This is a genomic window from Marivirga tractuosa (assembly GCF_042140215.1).
Classification (GTDB): Bacteria; Bacteroidota; Bacteroidia; order Cytophagales; family Cyclobacteriaceae; genus Marivirga; species Marivirga tractuosa_A.
Genome location: NZ_CP159478.1, coordinates 1,103,376 through 1,129,748, shown reverse-complemented (window position 1 = coordinate 1,129,748; position 26,373 = coordinate 1,103,376). Strand labels below are relative to the sequence as shown.

The following is a 26,373-nucleotide window of genomic DNA, read 5'->3' as shown; positions in this document are numbered from 1 at the left end:
ATCACCATCTCCATCAGAATAACCAAAATCTGAAGTGGAGAAAGTATAAGTCAGGTCTTCGAATCGGACCGATTTGAAGCAGTAAAACTGGAAGCTGTTGGTACTGTGTTTGGGGTTGCGGCTGCACTTATAGTTATTTCATCAACTTGAAATGTCACACTACTACCACCAAAACCTGTTAATCTAATTTCATCTATATTATCGAAGTTGGTATTTGCTGAAAGATTCACTACACTATATGTACTTACTGCAGTGGCTGTTGTTGAGCCAACAGGGACTCCATCTTTATAAGAGGTTATCGTATAAACCCCTGCAAAGTTGAAAAATTGAACAACATAGTTATCGAAGTTGAATTCAGACCCATCATTACTACCTATATTAATAGTGGTGGTACCCGATTGTCCAAAGATAGAAACATTCGCAGGGCTAAATCCACCATTGTGAGTAATAGATCCACTAGTTCCTACATTACCAGTTATTAAAAAATCCCAGCCTTGAACCTCTAAATTTTGCGGTAAAACTCCAAAGCCAGTACCTGGAACACTTGCACCATCAAAAGTGGTAGTTCCAATAGTAGGTTGAGCTATTAGACCAGTGGCACTTATCACTATCGTCATGATGATGAATAGTAAATTTTGTATTGCTTTCTTCATTCTCTTATAAATATATTGTATTATTCTTACTGTTAAGAAAATAGTTTTTAAGCCATTATCTCCTTTCAACTATACTTTAGGAGATACTAATCTTTTGGTTTTCAATAAAAACTATTAGTATCTCTAAAAAAAGGTATCGCATGTACTACCAAGACTACATCATCTAGTAGCAACTATATTTAATTATATAATATATCCGATTATATATATATATATTACAAATATGATTTTAATCTTTTAATAAATAATAATTTTAAACGAATAATTTAAGGAACTAATCGAAGTATATATTTTAAGACTTAGTTCTTAAGATTCAGCTTCAAATAAAAACACCTTCATTTAATTAGTATTAGTTCTCTACAATATTTAGTCAAATAGAATAAATTGAATGTTGAAAATTATTATCAATTGTCATGTTATGAAAGCATAGCATCCCTAGTTGCATTACTTTCCACTATTGTTTCATTTGTATAAAATTTTTCATTAACCCTAGCTCCTAAAGCAACCAGTTTTTGTCCTGACATATATCCCTCAGGGGTCCACAATATATTTATTCTTAAAAACTTATAATCAGAACAAAGTACAAATATCCCTTGCTGTGCATCCGCTAAAACTATATTTCCAGGTGTAAAGGAGTGGACATTTCTCAAGTCTGCAGGACTTACTTCTAGAATTCGTACTACCACACCTCTAAAGTTTGTAATGGCACCTCCATACCTGGGATTACATGCATTGACTAAATTTTCAATTTCATCAGCGGTTTGTTTTGCCCAATCAATCTGAAGACTTTTTAAGTCTATAGTCTTTGAATTCATTGCATGTCCGATCTCTCTCAAATTTTCAGAAGATTCTTGAATTTTACTCAGAATTTGTGAAATCATGGAGACTGAAACAAGACTGAGTCTTGACCCTAAAATACCCCAATTTTCTCCCGGTATTATTGCGACCTCTTTTTCGATTAAAAGTTGACCTTCATCAAAATCACCCCCCATCCTATGCGCAGTAATGATTATGGTTCTATTCCCTTCCTTTAAATACCAAAACACTGGATCAGGGCCTGCATACTCTGGGAGTTTGCCAAAATGGAAATTGATGATCCCCTTAGCTGGAATATCTAAGACAGTTTGAGGAATCAGGTAAGGAAAGGTCATACATAAAACAACGTCTGGATTTATTTCTATCAACCAATCTTTTAACTCATGATTGAGATGTTCTTTACCTACCGAAATTAAAGAAATTCTATTTTGTCTTGCAAATTGTATGATCTGATCATTTTCTGAATGTACTTTTGTTGGAATAACTATCCCATATAGAATATCCATTTTGTATAATTCATTTATAAGGGGTAAACCCCAAGAACTATTCGTAAAAATGACAGCTTTAAATTTCATATTATTCATTCTTAATAAAACATATAAGGATTTATAAATGCAGATCTTTGTTCTGTCATTTCTTCCCAAACTGAATCATCTATTTTATTTGAGTGGACTGAGTGAATCAACTCATAGGATCCTTGAGGAGATGTTCCTTTAAAGACGTTTGATAACCCACACAATTCACTCGTTTTAGCATCAACAGAAAAAAATTCACTACTTACTTTAAATTCAAAGTTTTTCCAAGCATTTAAGATGTTCTGATAATCATATCCTGGATCTTCCAATTTACTAGCCGCTTCATAAAGCATCCCTCCAGCCCGATAGCCTAACATATGAAATAGGTCCGGTGTAGTTTCAAGGTACTCCTGTGCTCCTTTTACAATTTTTGGCTCTGTTACATTCAATTGACCATGTGGAATGGCCCAGTATTTTATGGTATCGTTGTCAGACTTAAAGAAGGGAGTTGAAATGACTTTATCAAATTTGCTCCCTAATTCTTCTATTACAGGTTCTAATAAGTTAGGTGGAAAAAATACTGCTGGAATTAATTTATTTACCCCCTTAAATTGATTATTAAATTCCTCTATCAACTCCGAAGCAGTATGAGCATTAAGGTAAATTTCCTGTGCAATATTGGCATAGTTAGATTTTAACCCTAATCTGAAAGCTCTCAACGGATCATACCCTGTATCGTGCAAAGATGAAATGATTAACCAATCAGATTCAAATTTAGAGGAAAGGTATCGCCCTAAGTGAAAGTAGGACTGCCAAAATTGGAAAGTATTGAAGAATAAATTTTCTGGAATTTCGGATGGCTCAACAGCATTTTCTCCCAAATTAGAAATCAGTACTGGTATATCAAATGCATTCACCATATTTGCCAATTCAATACCAATAGAAGAATTCATATAACCCAAAATAAAATCTGGTCGAAAATTCATTAAAAGCGCTTGTGCTTTTTCTTTTACCTTGGATGCACTTCCAGAACCAATGTCTATAATTTCCAATTCTACAGCACCTCTTGGAAAACTATTTTCGAAAAGAGTAAAATATAGCTTAATACCATCTACGAAATTTAGACTTGCACTTGGATATGCGGGTGATTGAGGAACAAACACCCCGACCTTTATTTTATTTTTACTTTCTTTTTTTTGTAACATTTTGGTTATTAAAAGCAAAAGAGGTTACTCCCCTCTTTCGCTTCTTATTGAATGTTAATATTAATAATAAATTAATTTCTTGAAGGATAAATCCCTATATAACAAATGATTGGATTCAAGCATGTCCATGGCTGCATATTTTCATGCGATTGATTGCCTCCTGCCATTCCGATTGTGGTATTAATAGGGTTAAAGTCAATACTGTTGATTTGTACAGCATCACTCGCCATAGTTCCATTAGCTGTAGAATTATAAATAGGCCCTACCTGATCAATACCAGGGTAATTCCCTGATGGATTTGTCCCACTAGAGGCACTTGTATTGGCTCTTATAGTAGCTGTCGCACTACTAACTGTAGGATTACTCGTTTGAGCTGTATGATTGTGAGCTGGCATTTCAAGCGCATTTAAAGTAACACTTTGAAAACCTCCCATTTGACCATTTGACCTGGGAGTAAGGCCAGGTCCATTTCCCATACCAATTGGTACTCGCCCCCTCAAATCAGGGATTGCAAAAGTTGTTCTGCCATCTCCCCCATAAAGTGTCCCGATTAATGAGAAAAATGCGGTGTATTGTGAAATAGGTAATAATCTACCGTCACAAGGCATCCAGTTTCTAGGTGCCCAATTTGGTCCGAAATATCGGATTTCTGAAATTGTTCCTTCCATAAGGTTTTGAATTTAAAATGTTTAAAGTGAAAATTAGTTCGATGGAATTAATTCAACTTCACAAATTAAAAAGGTGTATTACGAAGAAACATTATTCATTAACAATGATCGATAATCAAATGATGGGAGAACACTTATACTTCACCAATTTTAAATTATTAGTAAACACACAAATTAGTAGGTTTGGCTGAATTAAAATACAAAGAACATTAACAAATTTAAACTTAAACACTATTATCAAATAATCAAAAAAATATTTGTAAAATTATATACTACATCTTTCTTTTTAATTATTAAATCAATATTTGTTATTAAATATAATAATTGTAGTTTTACTATTCCTGTTTATTTAAAGTAATAAAGGAAATAAGCATTATATATTTTAAACCAAAACAACTACTTACAATGAAAAACAAGTCCAAAATTTTAAGCCTTACAAACAATAATTCTGTAAGGGAAATTACCCCAGATGGAGTTGGCAAAACAATGGACGAATCCATTAGAGACTTGAGCATAAGTGCTAATGGAACTATTTGGGCCATTATATTAGATCAAAATGCCACTGAAAAAGATTCAGGAGGAGTGACCGGTGAAATATAAAGAGCCTTCTGCCAAAAAATGGAGTTCAATAGATTCAGGTGGAGCCATCAAAATTGATGGGGGACCTAAAGGGTCTAAAGCTTATATTATTAACAATAGAGGTGAAGTTTGGCAACTTGAGATAGGCGAAAAACCAATTCAATTATCAGGAGAAGGTTTTGCAAAGGAAATAAGTGCTGGTGCCGATGGCACTGTTTGGGTGATAAGCCAAGAAGGCATCCATGGAGGTGGGAATATCCAATATTTAACAGATGACCAATGGGTTAAAGTACCTTCTGAAATGGGAGCCATTAAAATTACAGGGACTCCAGATGGTAAAGCATTAATAATAAATACTGATGGCATGATTGCCCAACTTGAAAAAGATGGAAAACACGAGCAATTAACGGGGGATGGTTTTGCAAGGGAAATAAGCGTTGCACCAGATGGTGCAACTTGGATTATAAGTAACGAACCGCATGAAGATGGCGGCAATAAAGTATCATTTCAAGAAAAGCCAGGAATGGCCTGGCAGGATGTGGATGGTGGAGCTACAATATTAGATGCAGGTTTTGCTTAAACACGAACTAACTACTCATCATAATGAAAGCTGATAATGATCGGCTTTCATTATTTATTAGCCATAATAAAAACTTTGTATTTGTATTTCATTCTAAAATAACACTCACTGAACCAATAAAACAGGCACATAACGATCAGGCTGAATAAGCTTTTCTGCCACTGAGCCTATCAATAAATCATCATCATCTGACTTTCCTTTTATGCCCAACACTATTAAATCTACATGATGCGTTCGGGCATAATTATAAATCACTTTATCAGAAGGCTGGTCATCATTGTATTCCACCCAGGCATTGGATTTTGGCTGTTTGGTATATTTCTCTCTAAAATGATCCAAAGCTTTCTCTGCCTTTTTTCGTTCTTCCTCTACCAATTTTTCAGATTTCTGCTTTACAAAAGGGAAATAAATAGCAGGAACTTTATAAACGTGAAAAAGGCTGAAATTAGAACTTGAATCTGGAATAAAGTGATTTAGGAATTTTACTGCTTTCTTGGAATAATTAGAGAAATCTACACATAGCATCACATTATCAAAATTAGGACGAGATGTTTCTGTAGTGAATAAAATAGATTTATCTATCAATCGGGCAATTTTAGAAGCAAAAATACCGGAACCCGGATTAATCACCTTTTTACCAAAAACACAAAGATTATAATCACTATTATTCACCCATTGGGTCAAGTCATCTTTCCCACCTTTATTATGAATTTTCACAGTATAATTTTCAGCATCCCATCCTGCCTGAGCTGCCTTCTCAATAATCTCCTCCTCCAATATTTCTTCCAAAGGTTTATCTAAATCCGGAAATTGAGAAGAAAAATCATCTGTTAATTCCTGAAGCTCTATATAATGGGCTAGACATATTTTATCAAAGCCCCATACTTTTTCAAGTTGCTTTACTTGCTTCAATACAATTTCGTCCATTTTGGACATATCCATAAATACGATTACATTCTTCATCCTTCTTTAGTTTTCTCGGTTTTTGAACTTCTCTTCCCAATTACATCTTTAAGCTTTTCTTGATAAGAGACAAAATCTGTTTCTTTAGCCTCTGCAAGATTGCGTGCATGTTCCTTCATAAGACCTTTGTAAAGACTGAACATCATTAAAATCAAAATGAGAGCAAAAGGTAAGCCTGTGGTAATAGCTGCAGTTCGCAGCGCAGTTAATCCTCCACCTATTAATAATACAGCGGCTACTGCACCCTCGGATACAGCCCAGAATATTCTTTGTCCAACTGGAGCATCTAATTTCCCTCCAGCAGTAATACTATCAATTACTAAAGATCCGCTATCAGATGAGGTAACAAAGAAATTAATTACCAAAATGACTCCAATTCCAGAGGCAATACCCGTAAATGGAAATTGCTCTAGTAATACAAATAAACTAGTAGAAGCATCTGCTACTATATCAGGCCCAATGTCTGCTATTTCATTCAGTTGAATCCAAATACCAGTTCCACCAAAAGCAGTCATCCATAAGAAAGTCAATAAAGTAGGCACTAATAAAACCCCCGTAATAAATTCTTTTACCGTTCTTCCTTTGGACACTCTGGCAATAAACATTCCTACAAATGGCGACCAACTAATCCACCAAGCCCAATAGAAAACTGTCCAACCATTTTGCCAGCCCCCTTCTCCTTCTTGTGCATAAGATTCTGTCCAGAAGCTCATACTAAAGAAGTTTTGAATGTAATTTCCTATGTTTTGAATGTAGGAATCGAAGATATATAAAGTTGGTCCTACTGCGATTATGAAAATCAGGAAAACCGCCCCTATTCTAATGTTTAATTCACTTAAATTTTTGACTCCTTTATCAATTCCTGAAAAAACCGAAATAGTGGCCACCAGTGTAATTCCACCTATTAATAAAACTTGGGTAGTGACCGTATCAGGAATATCAAAAAGGTAAGTTAAACCAGCATTGACTTGCTTCACGCCTAATCCAAGTGAAGTTGCCAAACCAAATAATGTAGCTAAAACTGCGATGACATCAATCACATCCCCTATCCAACCATATATTTTATCGCCTAAAATTGGATAGAAAACGGATCGAATAGTAAGAGGTAATTTTCTGGAAAAGGCAAAAAAGGCTAAAGATAATCCAACTAAAGCGTATATCGCCCAAGCATGTAATCCCCAATGGAGAAAACTAAATTGCATTGCTTGAGAGGCTGCCTCACCAGGGGTATCTACACCCTGAGGCGTAGTAAGAAAATGTGTCATGGGTTCAGCCACACCCCAGAAAATGATTCCAATTCCCATACCAGCACTAAAAAGCATGGCAAACCAAGAGCCTCGACTAAATTCTGGCTTGGCATCTTTACCGCCTAATTTGATTTTACCCAGCTTACTAAAGCCAATTACGATACAGAATATCAGAAACAAATTAGTAACAAGCACAAAAAACCAACCAGCATAATCAGAGAGCCCTCCCTGAATATCAGCAAACACCTTTTCCATTGGCTCGCCTACATAGAGCGTAACGCCAATAAAAACCACAATCAAAATAGTTGCTGGCCAAAAGACAGGCTTATGCACATCAAAATATTTACTTAACCAATTCTTCATAGTATTTTCTTCTATTTAGAAATAATAACCAATATTAATATTGAAACGAGTATTGATAGTTGGATTTGGAAGAGGAGGATTTAATGCCCCTTCTTCTGTTATTCCTACTGTTTCCCTTACATTTTCTCCTCTTCCGCTACTTAAGGCATTACCTCCAAAAGCACTGCTTAACCAAGGCTGATTAATTCCAGAAGCGATATCAAAAAATGTAAAAGTATTGCCCGCTGTAACCATAAATCCCAATATGTTTTGATGGGAATTTATGAATTTGTAATCTCTGCCCAAAATTTCAATGCTACCATACTTATGCATATAAGAATAATCATCATAAAAAGTCAGGCTAGAAATGGGCCCCAGTCCACATTATACTCGTAGGATAAGCCTAAAGAAAAAGTACTGGCACTAGATGCTACTTGATAAGTATTAAAACCATAAGCGCCCATGTTGACATGATTTACAGGATTTCCATCATCATCTAAACTATTAGGATAGTCGTAGTGAGTAAACTGAAATTTAATTTTTGCTTCTTCTTTCAAAGCATATTGAGAGTGGAAGGCTGTTGCCCATTGATTGAAACTATCGTCATTATTAGAATTATATATTTCACCAAATTGGGCAGATAACCCCATTAAAAATTTACCTTTTTCATATTCAGCTCGTCCATTGAGCTGGTTTCTTTCTTTATTACCATTATAACCATCTTCTGGAATAACATCATAAGAATACCGAGCTGATGGGAAACTTCCATATCCAGGCTCACTTACACCTCTTGGTTCAGCCATCAGGAAATAAGCAAAATGATAAGTCCAATTTTCTTTTTGCCATTTAAATTTAATTCCTGTGTCATAATCATCTTCCAAACCAAAATAATAAGGTAAATGAAACCACCATGAATTCCCTGAGAATTCCAGTTTACCAAACGGGACTTGCGTAACCCCCAATTGCATTTGAAGGTTATCGGAAAAATCATGATATAAAAATGCTTTTTTTACAAAATGAGTGTTAAAGCCTGGATAGAAGCGATATTCAAAATCAATTCCAATGTTTTTGGTTTGCCCTCGCGCCTCAAATCTCCAAGTATCCCAGAAAAATCCATTTCTATTTTCAGTTGGCAAGGGAGAAGTCTCCCCTTCGTAAATAGTGTACATTGTATTAAACCTAACTGCTCCACCTATGTCGATAAATGTAGTATCCTTATCATCTATTAGAGCCTGAGAATTTCCGTCAAAAGAATATGACGCAATAGAAAAGAGCAAAATAAAAAATCTAATTTTCATAATATGATTATTAGAATTAAAAAATATGCTACTTAAGTAAGACTCGGAAAGTAAAATTGTTTAAAATAATCTTCTTTCTTTACTTTTTCGATTTATGTAATCTTACATACTTAAACTAAGTTATTCTTGCCTTAATCACAAGAAAACAAAAGCTTAATAAGGTAATCAATAAGATTTTGCCGTATTTCGCATATATAAAATTAGATCATGCATACTATATTCTCTAATAAAAAAGCCATCATATTTGATATGGATGGTGTTATAATCGATAATATTTCTTACCATATAGAAGCTCTTAAACAGTTTTTAAAACAATTTGGTAAAGAGATTACCGATGAAGAATTCCAAAATCATTATAATGGCAGAACTATACAGGAGGTGATCCTAGGGCTTAAGCCTAAGGCTGATCATGAGGAAGTAATGCGATTAGCAGAAGAAAAAGAAAAAATATACAGAGATTTATATAGTGCTGATTTAGCTCCTACTCCTGGGCTAATGGAATTTCTACCTTTGGCAAAAAAAGCTGGATTAAAAATGGCCGTTGCCACTTCAGCCATCACAGCCAATGCAGATTTCACATTAGATGGATTAGATATCAGAAATTATTTTGATGCCGTTATTGACAGCACAATGGTCATAAAAGGAAAACCTGACCCTCAGATCTATTTAAAAGCTGCTGAAGAATTGAATATTTCTCCTGTAAATTGCGTTGTATTGGAAGATGCCTTAGCTGGTATTCAATCTGCTAAAAATGCAGGGATGGATGTGATTGGATTATATACATCCTTAAAAAAGGAAGAATTACCTGACGGGCTTCTATTGAAAATCAAAGATTTTCACGAATTAAATGTAAGCTAATAAGGAAAGATTATTGGTCTTTTCATTAAGTATAAGAAATGAAAAAAAGAGTTTTACTCATACTGCCACTACTTTTATTGATTTTTACTGCTTTCTCACAGCAGGTTAAAATTGCCAAGTTAAAATATAATGGAGGTGGAGATTGGTATGCCAATAAAACCGCTCTACCCAATTTGATTGATTTTTGCGAACAGGAATTAAATATCCCTTTAGATAATAAGGATTATGTAGTAGAAGTAGGGAGTAAAGAAATCTATCAGTACCCCTATATTTATATGACAGGGCATGGAAATGTAGTTTTTTCGGATGATGAGGCACAAAACTTAAGAAATTACCTGATTTCGGGCGGATTCCTTCATATTGACGATAATTATGGACTGGATCAGTTTATCAGGTTAGAAATGAAAAAGGTCTTCCCAGAATCAGATTTTGTAGAAATTCCTTTTGATCACCCTATATATCATCAAAAATTTAAATTTGAGGATGGTTTACCAAAAATTCATGAACATGACGGAAAACCAGCACAAGGTTTTGGCATTATTTATGAAGGGCGGGTGGTATGTTTTTATTCCTATGAAAGTGATTTAGGAAATGGTTGGGAAGATCAAAGTATCCACAAGGATCCAGAAGAGGTCAGAATGAAAGCTTTAAAAATGGGAGCAAACATTGTGAGTTTTGCATTCACTCAGGATTAGAAAAAAAGCATATTATAAATCAATTAGAAAGTTTAATTTTGCAGTTATGATTAACACTGCCACTAAGTATATTTTTGTCATAATCACAAGTCTAAGCCTTTTTTGGGCTTGTGAACCTTGTAATGACTGTGGGCCTGATAATGCATACCCTTATTTCAACTTAAGTATTTTAAATAAAACTTCATTAGATACTTTAAACCAATACAAAACAAGAATTAATAGTGAAATAGAGGCCGTAAATACAGCATTAGAAAATCCGGAAAATGCACCTCTTGCTGATTCTTTGAATAATTTAAAAGTAGTTAAAACTGATTCTCTAGCATTGATAAATGCCTTGATTACAACAACTAATAATGGCTCCATAAGTATTCAATCAATCAATGGAGAGACCAATTTATTTGAGAATAGAAATGGAGGCGATAGTTTAACGAGATTTAAGATACCATTAAAAACTACTCAGAATGAATCAGAATATGAATTCCAGATTGAATTTTCGAATACCACACATTATCTAAAATTAGAATATCAATTAACTGATACTACTATAAATAGCAAAATCACAAAATCTGCTAAAGAGTTAAAAGTGATAGAGCATCAATTTGATTCTTTAAGAGGCCCTTTTGGATGCAGGCCAAGACCTAGATGCATTAGTAATGAACTTGAGATATATGTTGAGATATAAACTACTATTCCTGTTATTCTTATTTCCAATATTTATGAATCAAGTAATTGCGCAAGATTCTGTATCTGTAGAGGAAGAAATAGAGGAAACTGAAGAAACAGGGGAAGTTGAGGAAGTTGAAGAAGTTGAAAATACTGAAACAGCTCAAAAATTAAGCATAGGAATTGCTTTTGATTATTTAAAACTTCACACATTATTAATAGATGAAAGCGAAAAATGGGAAGGAGCTGTCAATTTTCGAATTTTAGATAAAGTTTCGGTAATTGGAGAATATGGGATAGCTGAACTCACCCCTGAGGAAGCCTATAAAAATTCAGAATACACCTCGGAAGGAAACTATTTCCGAATTGGACTAGATTATCATTTTACAGTCATCCCAAACAACTTTTTATTCTTAGGAATTAGATATGCCCAATCTTCTTTTAACGAAAATATAGTTTACGAAATAGGCAACCCTGTTTTTGAAAATGATAGAGGAGAGATTAGCAGGAATAACCTAAATACCACCTGGTATGAGTTTGTATTAACTTCTGAAAAAAAAGTAAGAAAGATTCGAAAAATGGATATTCCTGATATTCTATCTATTGGTTTTAAATTCCGACTAAAATCACTGCAAGAATATGATACCTTCAATGATTTTGAAGTGAAAAATATACCAGGTTATGGTAGAACTAATATCAAATTGAATCCTGAGTTTAATTTATATGTAAAATTTAGGATTCCTGTTTTTTAATCACACCGTCCCTATAAATAATCCCTCTAACTCTTGTTAAAAGCATGTTTTACTGAAACATCTTTGCTTTTAATAAGTTATGGTGCTAAATTTTAAGACCTAAAAGGCAAATTTCGGGTTAATTCTTTTGAAAAGAATATCCAAGTGACTTCAAAATCACTACTAACCCGAGACTCTTTTTAATGCTCTATTTTTTTAAATAGCTTTGTATTTCGATTAGTCAATAAGCAAGAAAATTAATCTTTTAATCTAAAAGCTAATTACTATGAGAAAATTTTACTTAAGGGTATTACTTATCTGTTTTACCCTCTCAATTTTAACTTATGAAAGCTTGCAAGCGCAAGGACGTGTAGTAAGCGGAAGTGTAACAGAGGCTTCAGGCTCAGGAATTCCTGGAGCAACAGTTCTAATCAAGGGGACACAAGATGGAACAGTAACCGACTTTGAAGGTAATTTCAAAATAGAAGTTCCTTCAAACCAAAACACTTTAGTATTTAGTGCTATCGGTTATAAAAAGAAGCAAGTTAAAGTAGGCTCCAAATCTGAAATAAATGTAATGCTTAAAGAAGATGTAAAGCAACTTGGTGAAGTTGTAGTGACTGCTTTAGGCGTGGAGAGAGAAGAAAAAGCATTGGGTTACTCTGTACAACAAGTGGATAGTAGGCAAGTATCTGATGTGAAGGCTAATAATCCTATGAATGCTTTAGCAGGTAAATTATCAGGCGTTTATATTACAGGGAGTAGCAGTGGCCCAACAGCCTCCGCAAATGTAAATATTAGAGGTACTTCTTCTTTACTTGGTAATAATCAACCGCTATATGTAGTTAATGGTATGCCAATTACCAATGATCTTTACAGTTTTGATGACGGTTTAAATGGATCTACTACCATTGACTTTGGAAATGCTTCTCAAATCGTAAATTCTGATGACATCCAATCTATAAATGTTTTGAAAGGTTCAGCAGCATCTGCTTTATATGGTTCTAGAGCAGCCGATGGTGTTATTCTAATAGAAACTAAGACAGGTGCAGATGCTGAAGGTGAATGGGGATTAGAGGTGAATTCCAGTAATATGTTTGAAAGCGTTCTGAAATTACCAGATTACCAGAATGAATATGGCTTTGGTGGAGGTGGTAAATATAGCTACCTAGATGGTTCCAATTACATAGGTGATAATGAATATTATGAAGCCTATGGAGAAAACTGGAGGCCAAGGATGAATGGTCAGAATATCAAACAGTTTAATTCAGATGGTGAGGCAGTGCCGTTTACAGCTGCTCCTAATAATGTAAGGAATTTCTTTAGAACTGGCTTTACCTCAATAAATAATATTGCATTGAACAACAGTACTGAGGATGGTGATTCAAGAATTTCTTATACCAATTTAAGTAATGAAGGGATTGTTCCTAACACCAATTTACAAAGAAATACAATTCAATTAAGCATTGGTAGAAGATTCTTAGATGATAAACTAAAAGCTCGTGTTAATGCTATGTATGTTAATTCTGGCTCAGGAAATATCCCAAATGCGGGTTATGATGAATCTTCTTCAGTAATGTACGGATGGCTTTGGTATCCAAGACAAGTTGAAATCGATGACTTACGAAATTATTGGCAACCAGGTAGAGAAGGTATTCAGCAACGATATGTGGAAGATCTTTGGGTAAATAATCCATGGTTAATTGCCCAGGAAAACACCAATTCATTTCAAAGCAGTAGATTTATTTCAAATGCTAAAATTGAATATGAATTCAATAAAAACTTCAGTGCAAGATTCAGATACGGAGCTGACGTTTTAAACGAAGGAAGACAATTTAGAAGAGCTCCATCTACTAAAGGAGTTTTATTAGGTAGCTATAGAGAAGATGAGATATCTTTCTACGAAACTAATGCTGAATTTTTAGTGGGCTATCATACTGATACAGATAATTACTCTGATTTTGATTTTGATGTGAAACTAGGTGGTAATATTATGAGACAAGAAGCTGATAATTTAATTGCCAACAATCCTCAGCTTGAAGTTTTTGGTACAGGGCCTAGTATTTATTCCTTAACCAATGCCAGATCAGGAGTTTTGGTTGAATCCCAGAAAACCAGAACAGGTATTAATAGCTTGTTTGGAACATTTACTTTAAGCTATTTAAACAGTCTATTTTTGGATGCATCTTACAGGAATGACTGGAACAGTACTTTAGTTAGTCCAATAAAGGGTATAGAGGATTCCAATTATAGTTTCGGTTATCCTTCAGTTGCCATGAGTGCTATTTTATCTGATCTATTGGATATGCCACAGCCTTTTTCATTTGTAAAACTTAAAGGTTCTTATGCTGAAGTAGGAAATGGTGCTCCTCCTTATGCTTTTGGTAACACTTACACTCCACAAGCAGCCTTTGGTGGACAGGCAGCTTATACAACGAGTAGAACCATTGCTGATCCAAATCTTAGAAATGAAAGAACCAGAGCTACTGAAGTGGGTATAGATACCCGATTGGCCAAAGGAAGATATAGAATAGATTTTACTTATTATAATATGTTGAGTTTCAATCAAGTTATTCGATTGCCAATAGCAAAAACTAGTGGATATGATTTCAACTTAACAAATGGTGGTGAAATCAGAAATTCAGGCTTAGAATTAACTTTAGCCGCTCGAGTACTTGAAACAAATGATTTTAGCTGGGATGTTACTTTAAATGCTGGTAGAAACCGAGCAATAGTAGAATCTTTACCAGATGTAATTGAAAGTGGAAGGTATTCAATTGTAGCGGATGTTTTCCCCGGAGACGAAGGTGGAGCTGACTTAGAGTATGTAGCAGAAGAAGGTGAGTTATTAGGTCAACTTTACGGATTAGGTTTCCAAAGAGGGCCTGATGGCAGAGTAATTCATGAAAACGGTCTTCCTCTTAATACGGAAGAGAAAGTATCAGCAGGTAGTTTTCAACCTGATTTAAGATTAGGAATCAACAATTCATTCCAATATAAAAGATTGAATTTTAGCTTTCTTTTTGATGGACAAATTGGTGGTAAAATATACAATAGATCACATGCTCTTTATAATACAGGAGGTACCATCACCAATAATAATGATCCTAATTTACCATTATCTTCTTTAGATGGCAGAACAGTTTATTCAGTATCCTATGATGCCAATGGAGATCCTATTTATACATTAGAACAAGAAGGAGGAATAGTTGGAACCAGGATGGAAATATGATGGTGATGGAAACTTAGTAGAAAATGATGTGGTAGTTCCAATAGGTGGAGCTAACTATACAGGTTATTTCTACAACTATTATGGTAATGGTTTCAATAGAGATAATATAGAAGCCGCAACTCATGATGCTACTTATTTTAAATTAAGAGAATTAAAAATAGGGTATGATTTACCCACAGATATGATTAAAAATCTTGGTTTAAGCAGTGCTAGAGTATCATTGATAGGTAGAAATCTTTTATTATTTTCTAAAGTCCCTACAATTGATCCAGAAACATATTCTATTCGAAATGGAATTTTTGTTAATGGTTTTGAAAGTACTCAGTTGCCTTCTACCAGAAGTTATGGAGTTAATATTAACCTAAGCTTCTAAATCATTATGATAAACTTTAAAAACATTATAGATATGAAACTCGATAAAATTATTTTAATATTTCTCGGGGTTTTCATTTTCACTTCATGCGAGAAATTTGAAGAATTTAATGAAAACCCGAATGAGCCTACTGAAGTAGCTCCAAGTGTACTTATGCCATCTGCAATTCGTCAAAGCGTTAATACGATGGTGAATGAATCCTTTCTATTGGGAAATAACATTGGTCAATTGACTTCAAAAACTTTGCGTACTGAGGCTGATACCTATAATTGGAATGCTTTTCCTACAGTTTGGGAAGGTTTGTATGGCAGTTTGACCGATGTTAAAGGAGTAGAAATGGGAGCAATAGAAGCAGGAAATGAACTGCAAGAAGGTGCTGCCATAGTATTGAGGTCTTGGATATTTGCTAACTTAACAAATGCATATGGCGATATCCCTTATTCAGAGGCAATCGATGGAGATAATAATACTTTAACTCCTGCTTACGATTCGCAAGAAGATATTTACACAGATATTCTGTCTGAATTAGAAAGGGCTAGCAATCTTCTTGCAAATGGAAGTGGAAGCATAGAAGGAGATATTCTATACAGTGGGGATGCTGCTAAGTGGCAAAAATTTGCTAACTCTCTACGATTAAGATTATTGATGACAGCAAGCGAGAACATCAGCAATGCTGGCAATCAGTTTAATAACATTGTTTCAGCAGGAAATATATTTACCTCTAATGAAGACAATGCTATTTTAGAATATTTAAATACATTTCCTAATGAATTTCCACTAATACAATTAAAAACAGGAGATTTTGATGCAGTAGCTTTAAGCGAAACATCATTAACCGTAATGGAAAATTATGGAGACCCTAGATTGTCCAGATATGCAAGACCAGACAACGATAATTATGACAATCCTGAATTTTCAGGAGCTGTAAGTGGAGCTGGATCATGCGGGAAGTCAGGATCAAGAATTGGGGCAGCATATTATAATGATGATGCGCAAACTACGGCTGAAAGCTTAGGAATAGGTAATGCAGATGGAATTATTCTCAGCTATTCAGAAGTAGAATTTTTATTAGCTGAAGCAGCTGCAAAAGGATGGATCAGTGATGATATAGAAACCCATTACCAGGCAGGTATTCAGGCTTCAATGGATTATTATCAAGTAAATTATACTCCTTATGGATATACTGATTTCAATGACTATTACAATAACTCAGGAGTAGCTTACAATGAAGTGACAGATATATGGGAGCAAAAATGGCTTTCATTATACTTTGTAGGATTAGAACCATTCTTCGAACTAAGAAGATGGTATGTAGAAAGCGGAATGAGCTTTAATGGAATTCCATTTTTAAGTGCTCCCTGTGATAATCTTAATAATAATAATTTACCCATGAGATTTAGATACCCTGGGCAAGAACAAAGTTTAAATGCTGCCAATTACAATGATGCTGTGGATAAACTTGGTGGTTCTAATGATATAAATGCTTCAATTTGGCTAGTAGAATAAATATAAGATAAATTATTATATACACAATCATCGAAAAAGCTCTATTAAGCAATTTAATAGAGCTTTTTTTATTAAAACTTTTATAAACAATAGGAAATTGAAACTTCCATCAACTTAGTCAGTTTTATAAATATGGAAACAAATAATAAATCAGATATGGAAATCAAATTTATATATAACAGCACTCAAATAAAGGAGCGTGAAGCCTATGGTTATGCAAAATCTCTAGATCAGCATTACATTAATGCAATAGACTTGGACAAGGAAGTTATAACCGAACGACAATGGGCTGAACTTGCTCAAAAACTTAAGGTAGCTGTTAAAGATTTGATTGATGAAAATAATGATTACTACCAAGATGAACTAGAAGGTAAGGATTTTGATGATAATGATCTTTTACAAATGATAAAAGATCATCCTCAAATCATCAAAACCCCTATTATTGATTCAGCAAAATATGCTCGTTTTATAAAGTCTCCTTATGACTTTAATGAAATGGATATGGCTTTTGAAGAAATCAAAAACCACTTAGCTAATAAAGGCGAATCTGATGAATAACTAATTCTGTTTTCTGATTTGATTAAAACATGTATGCCAAGCTCATATTTAAGCCTATAAATGCTGGCATACTATTAAAAGTAGCTTCATCAGTTGTAATATTTGACAACGCTCTTTTATAAGTAGGCATTATACTAACTGCATATTTATCAGCAAAAGGATAACTTATCTCAATTCCAGCCATGCTACTTGCAAATAAATTTTTGTAAGACTGCTTATCATTTTGATGAAATTTAATTTCATTTATCTGATCACTTCCTGCCTTTAAAGTATTTTTAATAATAAAATCAGCTGACAAGCCAGCAACCAGTGATACATCAAATTTCCTATCAATAACTTTATAGGAAGCCATTAAAGGAATGGTTAATATCTGAAAATCACTTTGTAAATCGTATTCTGAGGTAACGTTAACAACTCTTCCGTCTGAAATTGCTGTTGAACTACTCGCGCCATGAAAAGGATACAACTCATCGCTATTTCTATCTCTTAAAACAGTGCTACTTGAGGAAGAAGTACGATATGCTCCATATTGCAGGCCTGATTTAATATTCCATTTTTCAGTTAAATCAACTCCAAAATTCAATCCAAAAGTAAAGGAAATATTTCCTTGCATAGGAGCCGAACTTAAGTCCTCAACTGCATTCCTTTCTTGATTAGAATATGAAGCATCATCACCTGTTGTACGAGCACTTGATCCCGGATTATTCAAAGTATTTACTGCAGGAAACAATGGTGATTCCGTAATTTCCGAATTTGGATTAAAATTACCTGAGCCAATATTTACATTCGTATTCCAAGAAACTCCTGATTTGTCTTTAGGTTTATCCAAATTACTAACAGCAAAATAAGATACCTCTTTTACTTCAACCTTTAACTCAGGTAATTCAAAAACACTAGGAGTTATATTTTCAACCTTAGCTATAGAGGCAATCAAATTGTTATTTGAAGAACCATAAACTATTTTTTCATTATCAGTAATCCCTACTATTTGACCTGAAAAATCATTATTAGTATTAACATTATCTAATGAAGCAAAAGTAGATTTCTCTGAGCTCTTTTCTCGTATATATATTTCTTTACCAACATCTTCTGAGTTATCAAAAGCCTCTGGTTTACTTAGAAGCACATCATTTTCACTAAAAAATATTTGTTCGTTTTTTGAATCTATTTCAACTGGTGTTAAAGTAGTATTTTGAGTATTAGCAAAGGTGAAATCCTGTAAATTGAAATAAATAGAAATTAAAGCAATAAAAATAACAGCTGCTGCCACATTTCTGTAGAACATTGCTTTTCTCTTCATTATCTTATTATCCTGCTTCAGCAGTTCAGCTTCTATACCTTCCCATACATTATTTCCTGGCTGAACTTCAGCTTCAGAAAATTTTCTGCGAATAGAATCATTAAATTTATCTTTATTGAAATCTTTCATTCCCCCACTTATTTTGCTTATCTAATTGTTCCATTAATATTTTTCTTGCCCTTGCATATTGAGACTTTGAAGTCCCAACACTTATCTCAAGCATTTCTGCAATTTCTTTATGTTGATAACCTTCAACTGCATAAAGATTAAAAATTACTTGACAACCGGTTGGTAAAGATTGAACTAAATCCATTAAATCTTCTACTGCCAAATTATCTACCGAAAGTGAGTTGATTCCTTCCTTTACGTCTTCTACGTCAACCATCGGATATAGATACAATTTACTTCTTTGATGATTAAGGGCCGTATTAATTATAATTCTTTTAATCCAATAACCTAAGCTTGAATCACCTCTGAATTTTTTAATGTTTTCAAATACCTTAATAAATCCTTCTTGTAAAATATCTTCTGCTTCTAAAGTTGATTTTGAATAACGCAATGCTACCGCCATCATCCCTGAGGAAAATTGCTGGTAGAGTTCGTATTGACTCTTTCTGTCACCATTTTGGCAACCTTTTATAAGTTCTTTGGTTCTAGGCATGACAAAACCTTAAGGATTCTGTTTATATTAGACCCAAATTACAAATTAAAGGTTGGAATGAAACATTATTTTTATAATTTAATTACAGTTTTATATATTTTTGGCTCGCTTAGTGCCTGTGTACCAGTACAATCTACTAACAGCACTAATACTCCTAGAACAAATTATTATCCAGATTTGTCTTTTGAGAACAAAAATTACAAGGAGAGAATTAAAACTGTTCAGCTTGTGCATTTTAAAGGAAGTCAAATGGTATCAACCAATAACACTGTCATAGAGTTAGGAGGGAATGATCGTTTACTCTTGACTTTCGATGATATTAATGATCAACAACAGCAATATTCGGCTAAGATAATTCATTGTAATAAGGATTGGACCTCAAAAAGCAATATCCAATCCATGGACTATCTTGAAGAATTCAACCAATTTCCTATACGCGAATTCGAATTCTCCTTTGATACCAAATTAGGTTATATCCATTATGAATGGGAGGTTCCTAGGGTAAAACTTTCTGGAAATTACCTTATAGTAGTTTTTCAAGATAATGATGAAGAAAATATCATCTTAAGTGAACGCTTTATGGTTCATGAGAACAAAGCAGGTATAAATTATAAGATTTCGGCTTCAGATGTGGTTTCAAAAAGAAGAACACATCAAGAACTTGATTTTGAAGTTCTTCTCAACAACATAAATGTAATAAATGCTGGAACTGATATTTATCCAGTAATCAGGCAAAACAACAATTGGTTATATTCCAAAAAAGCTCCTGAGCCATTACGGATTACAGATGGTAATAAGCGCTTGGTTTATGAATTCTATAATGGAGAATTAAATTTCCCTGGAAATAATGAATTTAGATTTATCGATATCTCGACTGTTAATTTTAAAGGTAATGGAGTGGCTAATATCAATAAAGAGACTAAACCAATATCTATTACGCTAAGAGCTGATGGAGTGAGAGCTTCAGAAGCATATCGGGAATGGGAAGATAGAAATGGAACTTTTGCAATTGGAAATAGAGAAAGACCCAACACTGCTTTGGTTTCAGACTATTTCATAACTGAGTTTAAACTAAATGCCTCTCAAGATTTTGGAGACATCTATATTGTTGGTGAATTTAATAATTGGCAGTTAGAGAATGTTAATAGAATGAAATATAACACTAATACTGGTATGTATCAAAATAGTCTACTTCTAAAACAGGGTTATTACGAGTACAATTACTATGTTGAAAATAAAGATATTAACGCTATAGATGGTAGTTATTTCAATACTGAAAACACTTATGACATTTTAATATATTATAAAAATTCTCAATTAAGATATGATAGATTAATTGGTTATACCAAATTTAATTCGCGAGCTGCCCAGTGAAATACGGTTGAGTTTTACTTCCTGGGGTTACTTCAGCCAAATCTAACATTCCAAAGCCTTTGTCATTAAACAAACCTAGTCCGCACTCAAACAGATATTTATGAAGCTCTGGAGATCCTTTTAAGGTAAAGGGAAAAGTATATCCCCTAACCTCATATGGAATGTCTTGATCAAAAAGGGGGTATACCCTTGAATATTTTTTACCTCTATCTTCTAACTTTTTCAAATAATTTCCATCAGGATAAAAATCAAAGCCTCCAAAATCATTTAATTCATTCTTGTCTAACAAGGCTTTTCTTAATTTATCTACAAATTCACTTGAATCTGGGTGAATGAATTTTTTACCTTCATCACTTGAAAATTCTGGAGTTAACAAAATTAAAGGAGAAATGCAGATGTATTTTGTTTCTACCTTAAATTCAATTTCATTTTCAAGTTCAACAGAATCAGGAATTATGGTTAATCCATTTAGTTTAATTTCTGGAAGAGTAAATAATACCTCAATTATGGAATCAATAAAATCTTGGTTAGAGCAAGAAAAAACCACAGTTATCTTAGAACTGTAAAAATGCAATCCTGATTTACTAACGGTTGTTTGACCTTTCAGTCCTGAAAAATTGTAATGATTGAAGTTATTAAATTCTTCCTTACCACATTTTTTAATCAGCCCTTTAAAAAATCTAAACAAATAGTATTGGTGATGGAATGGAACCGTAGCACCTTTCTCCTTATTTTTAAAAATTAATCTTACTCTCACGACCTTCTTTTATTTTTAAGACCACCCGTGAAATAAAATTGTTTTAAAATTTCTAAGAAAATTTACACATTAAATCTAAAATGCATGATATCACCATCTTTAACCACATATTCTTTACCTTCTATTGATATCTTTCCAGCTTCTTTGCAAGCCTGTTCCGTTTTATACTTTTGATAATCGTCTAATTTAATTACTTCCGCTTTGATAAAGCCTTTTTCGAAGTCTGTATGAATAACTCCAGCAGCTTGTGGAGCTTTCCAACCTTTTTTGATGGTCCATGCTCGAACTTCTTGTTTACCTGCAGTGAAATATGTGATTAAGTCCAAAATAGAATAAGAAGCTCTAATCAATTTATTTAAACCTGACTCTTTTAAGCCGTACTCTTCCAAAAACATAGCTTTTTCATCAAGATCATCAAATTCTGCAATCTGGGCCTCAATAGCAGCACTTACTACTATAACTTCTGCTTCTTCATCTTTTACATATTCTTTAAACTTCTCAACCCATTCATTCCCGCTAACTGCAGCCGATTCTTCAACATTCGTGACATAGATAACCGGTTTGTCGGTCAGCAGCATCAAATCTCTTACAGGTTCTTTTTCTTCCTTGGTAAGCTTTAAAGTCCTTGCATTTTTACCATCCTCTAAAACTGTTTTATATTGATTTAGAATTGCCATTTCTTTTTTGGCATTAGCATCCCCAGACCTAGCTATTTTCTCAGTTTTTTGGATTTTCTTCTCAACTGAATCCAAATCTTTCAATTGGAGTTCAGTATCAATAATATCTTTATCAGCCACAGGATTCACTCGGCCAGAAACGTGAGTTATATTATCATCTTCGAAGCATCTCACTACATGAACAATAGCATCTACTTCTCTAATATTACCCAAAAACTTATTTCCTAGACCTTCGCCTTTACTAGCGCCTTCAACCAAGCCTGCTATATCCACAAATTCGATTATAGTTGGCACTACCTTATCAGGATTAACCAATTCCTCTAAAATTGTTAACCTTTCATCAGGAACACTAATAACCCCAACATTTGGATCTATCGTACAAAATGGAAAATTTGCCGCTTCTGCTTTTGCATTTGAAAGCGCATTAAATAAGGTTGATTTACCTACATTTGGTAAACCTACTATCCCGCATTGTAATCCCATGAAAATAATTTAGTTAATTCTGAAATATTTTATATTGTTTGTATCCTTGATAGAGCTCAATCAAAACAACTCTAATAACTGTATAAACTGGTATGGCCGCTACCATACCAATCACCCCAGCCAAGGATGCACCTGCAAAGATAATAACAAATATTTCTAAAGGATGTGCTTTTACACTTTTTGAAAAAATAAGTGGCTGCAAAACTATATTATCTGTAATCTGCACTACGGCAAAAACTGAGACAATCTTTATTACCAAAAACAACAGTTCATTACTAAATTCAAAAATCCCTCCTGTAGTTACACCTACTATTATTCCAAAACTTGCTCCTAAAATAGGTCCTGCATAAGGAATCAGGTTGGCTACAGCAGCGAAAACAGCTATCGTAACAGCATATTTTATCCCAAAAATACTTAAGCCCACAGAGGCAATTGTAAAAATAGAAATCATCTGAAATAACAGACCTAATAAATAGTTGGATAATAATTTTTCAATCTTATAAATAGCGCCAATTGACACTTCAAAATATTTATTTGGAATTAGTTGAATAAATTTTCTTCTAGCTAAGCCCTTTTCATACAAAAGAAAAAAGGAAATGAAAACTACAGCCAAAATAGCAACAAAAATACTTCCTGTTATCGAAATAAAATTATTTATCACGTAACTAAAATCTACAGTTTGCACAAATTTGACAATGCTTTCTTTAAGTCTATCTATAATAAAACCTTCGTTGCCAATATTAGGTATTGAAGATATTAAAAAAGCCTCTACTGACTGAAATGGGGTGGTGATTTTACTGTATAAATTGTCATAATCCAGCTTACTCAAAATCTGGATTTGCTCAGACACTAAAGGAATGAAAAGCCCGATAAAAAGTACGATAAAACCTATTAGGACTGAAAATGCCAAGAAAATCGTTACAATTTTTGGCAATTTGTAGCCATAGAAATATAGGCTATTCAGATAACCAACAAGTGGCCGCAGAATAGTGGATATAATTAAAGAAATGATGATATAAATTAATATATCAGAAAAAAGTAAGCTTATCAGATAAAGCAATAAAGCTCCTCCAAACAAATACAAAATGGGTTTGAGTCTATTCACAACTCTAAGATAATAGATAAATAGCGAAATGAAAGGCAATAAATGCCTTCCATTTTTTATGAGTTATAATTTATTCTGAAGAATTTCTTACTTTGAGGGTGGTAGTAGCCATTCCTACTTGTCCAGCTTGCGTCATCCCTTCTATCATGACAGTAATGTCCATTTCTTCGTCAGAGGTGTAGAATTCAACCATATACTCACCATCTTCATTAGTTTTTATCATAGGATCCCAATGCAAAACTGCTCTTTTATCTGGCTTGGCATGTTCATCCTTTTTCACAGAATAATCAGGGCTATAAAACTCCCTAAATTCCTGATATCCTGTTATTATAGTAGTTGCAGCATTTCCAGCTTCATAAGTACTAAAATCTTCTCCACCTGGTTTAGTGTAAAATGATAATACGCCATTGGCACCATTCACACCAAATATAGCTGCAGAGGCACCTTTATAAACTTCAACAGATTGAATTTGTCTTGCAGGAATAGTATTCAAAAAATCTAAAGGGACCTGAACATTATCAACTAATATTAAAGGGGTGGTACTTGAATTGATAGAACCAGGACCTCTTATTTCGACTTGCCAATTTACAACACTACCCGAAATACGAACCCCCGCTACTCTTCCCCTAATTAATTCTAAGGGGTGTTGAGCTGTTTCGCTTATATCTAATTCTGTAAGATCTAGAGAATTATCACCTGGGCCAAAAATATTATTTACCTCATCTTTTTTAGTGATTTTATCTGCTTTTACAGTAACCTCATCTAAGGTCTCAAAATTATTTTCAAAATTGTATGAAGCATCGATCTCTTTCCTTTCCAATGTTTTTTGAATTGATTTCCTCTGGAACTCAGAAAGAGTACCTGAAATTTGATGTTGAGCTGTTGCTAAATTAGGATAATTTTTAATCGAATCTATTGAAATTTCAACATTAGGTTTTCCTTTTTTATCTTTTCCAGTTAAAACAATGGCCTTTTCTCCAGTGAAAAACAAATCATTAACTTCAAAACTACCGTCATCGTTTACATCTACTTTATTGAAAATTTTAGAACTATCTTGGATGATATAGCTAACTGAGCCACCTTTTGCTGGTTTTTTAAATATATCTGTATTTAAATTACCGCTTACAGAAAGTGCTTGTTCTATTTTAAATTTTAATTGATTTGCATCATTTCTTAAAATCTTATCCCAATTAAAAGAAGTATAACCTTGGGTCATCATTAATAAATCAAGTCTTTTCCAGCTATTATCATAAGTTTCGTTAAAATAGGTAGCTGGAGATTCAATGTATCCTTTTAAATCACTGGTTAAATAAAAATATGATTTAATATTATCTTCCTCATTATCAATTAATACTTCATTATTATTTGTTGCGGATAAGGATAGATAGCTCTCAATTCCTTCACCTGCATTATCCGCCAATATTTTTAACTTTATCTTATCTCTTTTATTATAAACCTCTCTATCACTTTCAATTTGTAAATCAAAAGAAGGAACTGAATTAATGAAAAAAGACCTTTCTGCTAAGGGGATACCATCTTTATTAAATATGGTCATGTAGTTTACTCCTGGTAAAAAATTGTCTTTTGGTATCATTCCAGAAACTGCTGCACCATTTAGTTTTGTACTTGCAACATAAGTAGGCACTCCCCTACTATGGGTAATGATAAAACACTCTTCATTAATACCTTTAGATGATAGTTTGAATCTGACATCTTTTAATTGTGGTAAATTCATCAAATAAATGGATAGCCCTTCTTTTCTTACCTCTGGAAATTGAATTTTTGTTTCAGGATTGTTATCCAAGACAACATAATAGCTATTATTTATATCAGGTAAAAAAGAAAATTCACCCATTCCGAGGTGCATACTTTTGAAACTGGTAACTGTTTCATCATTTTTATCGAATAACGTACCTGAAACCTCTTCTCCATAGCCTTCAGAATTTAACGCTTTAAATGCGACTCTTGATTGTATTCCATCAATTAATTCTCCACCTTCAGGCATAAAACTAACTTCTGGAGACTTTTCCTTTTGACTAGAAACTTGAGTTTCAGTCTCTTCTTCAAATAAATTAAAAATATTTACCTCTTTTAGAAAAAAGTACTCTTCGGGACGATTTCTCATCCAGGTCGTATAAGCCCTTAGCAAATACTTTCCTGTTTCTAAATCTTTAGGGAGTTCAATAAAAGCATCTCCTATTCCATTATCAGAATAAAATTTTACTCTCTTAACCAATTGATTTTTAGGATCGATTAATTCAACATAAACAACTTTACTTAAAGGAGAGAATTGATTGAAATAACCAGCTGTGACATATCCTTTAAACCAAATAGTTTCTCCGGAAACATAGTTAGATTTGTCTAAATCCAGATAAACCTTTTCTATAGGATTAACATCAAAATGATTTTTTATAGAATCTGCTACTTCCTGTGCAGAAAATTTTTGGGCAAAAGTAGTTGAACATTGTACGATTAATACAATGCTCAACAATAATTTCAAATTCTTCACGAAAATAATTTTAGGTTGGCTGATA

25 protein-coding genes are annotated in these 26,373 nt (G+C 33.5%); 11 read left to right on the top strand and 14 right to left on the bottom strand.

The annotated features are described in order from the left end of the window. Positions 1–50: 50 nt before the first annotated feature. The 4 genes from ABWH96_RS05130 to ABWH96_RS05115 form a co-directional block, all read right to left on the bottom strand. A complete protein-coding gene (locus ABWH96_RS05130) occupies positions 51–653 on the bottom strand; it encodes a hypothetical protein (RefSeq protein WP_375580422.1) in 603 nt (200 codons plus the stop codon). Between the two features lie 416 nt (positions 654–1,069). Continuing rightward, a complete protein-coding gene (locus ABWH96_RS05125) occupies positions 1,070–2,044 on the bottom strand; it encodes a methionyl-tRNA formyltransferase (protein WP_375580421.1) in 975 nt (324 codons plus the stop codon). An 11-nt stretch (positions 2,045–2,055) separates the two neighbouring features. Beyond that, positions 2,056–3,189: an ABC transporter substrate-binding protein gene (locus ABWH96_RS05120; RefSeq protein WP_375580420.1), complete on the bottom strand. Its 1,134-nt coding sequence runs from the start codon at positions 3,187–3,189 to the stop codon at positions 2,056–2,058. Between the two features lie 71 nt (positions 3,190–3,260). Continuing rightward, on the bottom strand, positions 3,261–3,857 hold the full coding sequence (locus ABWH96_RS05115; RefSeq protein WP_375580419.1) for a phage tail protein: 597 nt from the start codon (positions 3,855–3,857) through the stop codon (positions 3,261–3,263). Between the two features lie 405 nt (positions 3,858–4,262). Here ABWH96_RS05115 and ABWH96_RS05110 point away from each other — a divergent pair, with 405 nt between their 5' ends. Both ABWH96_RS05110 and ABWH96_RS05105 read left to right on the top strand, forming a co-directional pair. Then, on the top strand, positions 4,263–4,457 hold the full coding sequence (locus ABWH96_RS05110) for a hypothetical protein (RefSeq protein ID WP_375580418.1): 195 nt from the start codon (positions 4,263–4,265) through the stop codon (positions 4,455–4,457). Beyond that, positions 4,447–5,016, top strand: coding sequence for a hypothetical protein (locus ABWH96_RS05105; RefSeq protein ID WP_375580417.1), 570 nt, complete (start codon positions 4,447–4,449; stop codon positions 5,014–5,016). Before ABWH96_RS05110 ends, ABWH96_RS05105 begins: the two co-directional genes overlap by 11 nt. Positions 5,017–5,121: 105 nt before the next feature. On the opposite strand, the gene ABWH96_RS05100 is transcribed toward ABWH96_RS05105, so the two are convergent. The 4 genes from ABWH96_RS05100 to ABWH96_RS05085 are packed head-to-tail and all read right to left on the bottom strand — an operon-like array spanning position 5,122 to position 8,866. Beyond that, positions 5,122–5,979, bottom strand: coding sequence for a universal stress protein (locus tag ABWH96_RS05100; RefSeq protein WP_375580416.1), 858 nt, complete (start codon positions 5,977–5,979; stop codon positions 5,122–5,124). After that, positions 5,976–7,589, bottom strand: a complete 1,614-nt coding sequence (locus tag ABWH96_RS05095; RefSeq protein WP_375580415.1) for a BCCT family transporter — start codon at positions 7,587–7,589, stop codon at positions 5,976–5,978. Before ABWH96_RS05095 ends, ABWH96_RS05100 begins: the two co-directional genes overlap by 4 nt. A gap of 15 nt (positions 7,590–7,604) precedes the next feature. Beyond that, positions 7,605–7,901 (bottom strand): hypothetical protein, encoded by a 297-nt coding sequence (locus tag ABWH96_RS05090; protein WP_375580414.1) that lies wholly within the window; start codon positions 7,899–7,901, stop codon positions 7,605–7,607. Positions 7,902–7,924: 23 nt separating this feature from the next. Then, a complete protein-coding gene (locus tag ABWH96_RS05085; RefSeq protein WP_375580413.1) occupies positions 7,925–8,866 on the bottom strand; it encodes a hypothetical protein in 942 nt (313 codons plus the stop codon). 207 nt (positions 8,867–9,073) lie between these two features. Between ABWH96_RS05085 and ABWH96_RS05080 the strand changes: the two genes are divergently transcribed. The 8 genes from ABWH96_RS05080 (at position 9,074) to ABWH96_RS05045 (ending at position 17,482) form a co-directional block, all read left to right on the top strand. Then, complete coding sequence (locus tag ABWH96_RS05080) at positions 9,074–9,724, top strand: HAD family hydrolase (RefSeq protein ID WP_375580412.1); 651 nt, start codon at positions 9,074–9,076, stop codon at positions 9,722–9,724. Positions 9,725–9,762: 38 nt separating this feature from the next. After that, positions 9,763–10,419, top strand: coding sequence for a DUF4159 domain-containing protein (locus ABWH96_RS05075; protein WP_375580411.1), 657 nt, complete (start codon positions 9,763–9,765; stop codon positions 10,417–10,419). Between the two features lie 46 nt (positions 10,420–10,465). Beyond that, positions 10,466–11,101: a hypothetical protein gene (locus tag ABWH96_RS05070; protein WP_375580410.1), complete on the top strand. Its 636-nt coding sequence runs from the start codon at positions 10,466–10,468 to the stop codon at positions 11,099–11,101. Between the two features lie 34 nt (positions 11,102–11,135). Beyond that, the gene (locus ABWH96_RS05065) at positions 11,136–11,834 is read left to right on the top strand and encodes a DUF6048 family protein (RefSeq protein ID WP_375580409.1); all 699 of its coding nucleotides are present in this window, start codon (positions 11,136–11,138) and stop codon (positions 11,832–11,834) included. A gap of 265 nt (positions 11,835–12,099) precedes the next feature. Beyond that, positions 12,100–15,045 (top strand): SusC/RagA family TonB-linked outer membrane protein, encoded by a 2,946-nt coding sequence (locus ABWH96_RS05060; protein WP_375580408.1) that lies wholly within the window; start codon positions 12,100–12,102, stop codon positions 15,043–15,045. Beyond that, the gene (locus ABWH96_RS05055) at positions 15,023–15,418 is read left to right on the top strand and encodes a hypothetical protein (protein ID WP_375580407.1); all 396 of its coding nucleotides are present in this window, start codon (positions 15,023–15,025) and stop codon (positions 15,416–15,418) included. Before ABWH96_RS05060 ends, ABWH96_RS05055 begins: the two co-directional genes overlap by 23 nt. Before the next feature lie 33 nt (positions 15,419–15,451). Next, positions 15,452–16,924, top strand: a complete 1,473-nt coding sequence (locus tag ABWH96_RS05050; RefSeq protein WP_375580406.1) for a SusD/RagB family nutrient-binding outer membrane lipoprotein — start codon at positions 15,452–15,454, stop codon at positions 16,922–16,924. Between the two features lie 132 nt (positions 16,925–17,056). Then, entirely contained in the window at positions 17,057–17,482 is a 426-nt protein-coding gene (locus ABWH96_RS05045; RefSeq protein WP_375580405.1) for an arsenate reductase family protein, read from the top strand. A 22-nt stretch (positions 17,483–17,504) separates the two neighbouring features. Here ABWH96_RS05045 and ABWH96_RS05040 read toward each other — a convergent pair whose 3' ends face one another. Beyond that, positions 17,505–18,911, bottom strand: a complete 1,407-nt coding sequence (locus ABWH96_RS05040) for an outer membrane beta-barrel protein (protein WP_375580404.1) — start codon at positions 18,909–18,911, stop codon at positions 17,505–17,507. Next, positions 18,895–19,443: an RNA polymerase sigma factor gene (locus tag ABWH96_RS05035; protein ID WP_375580403.1), complete on the bottom strand. Its 549-nt coding sequence runs from the start codon at positions 19,441–19,443 to the stop codon at positions 18,895–18,897. The genes ABWH96_RS05040 and ABWH96_RS05035 overlap by 17 nt, the downstream gene beginning before the upstream one ends. A gap of 57 nt (positions 19,444–19,500) precedes the next feature. Between ABWH96_RS05035 and ABWH96_RS05030 the strand changes: the two genes are divergently transcribed. Next, positions 19,501–20,817 carry a type IX secretion system plug protein domain-containing protein gene (locus ABWH96_RS05030; protein ID WP_375580402.1) on the top strand — a complete coding sequence of 439 codons (1,317 nt, stop codon included), beginning with the start codon at positions 19,501–19,503 and terminating at the stop codon, positions 20,815–20,817. Here the strand turns inward: ABWH96_RS05030 and cas6 are convergent. From cas6 to ABWH96_RS05010, 4 genes are all read right to left on the bottom strand, one after another. Then, entirely contained in the window at positions 20,795–21,574 is a 780-nt protein-coding gene (gene cas6 / locus ABWH96_RS05025) for a CRISPR-associated endoribonuclease Cas6 (RefSeq protein ID WP_375580401.1), read from the bottom strand. The genes ABWH96_RS05030 and cas6 overlap by 23 nt on opposite strands. A gap of 62 nt (positions 21,575–21,636) precedes the next feature. Continuing rightward, entirely contained in the window at positions 21,637–22,734 is a 1,098-nt protein-coding gene (ychF, locus tag ABWH96_RS05020; RefSeq protein ID WP_375580400.1) for a redox-regulated ATPase YchF, read from the bottom strand. A gap of 13 nt (positions 22,735–22,747) precedes the next feature. Next, positions 22,748–23,839, bottom strand: coding sequence for an AI-2E family transporter (locus tag ABWH96_RS05015; protein WP_375580399.1), 1,092 nt, complete (start codon positions 23,837–23,839; stop codon positions 22,748–22,750). 70 nt (positions 23,840–23,909) lie between these two features. Then, complete coding sequence (locus ABWH96_RS05010) at positions 23,910–26,348, bottom strand: TonB-dependent receptor plug domain-containing protein (protein WP_375580398.1); 2,439 nt, start codon at positions 26,346–26,348, stop codon at positions 23,910–23,912. Positions 26,349–26,373 lie beyond the last annotated feature (25 nt).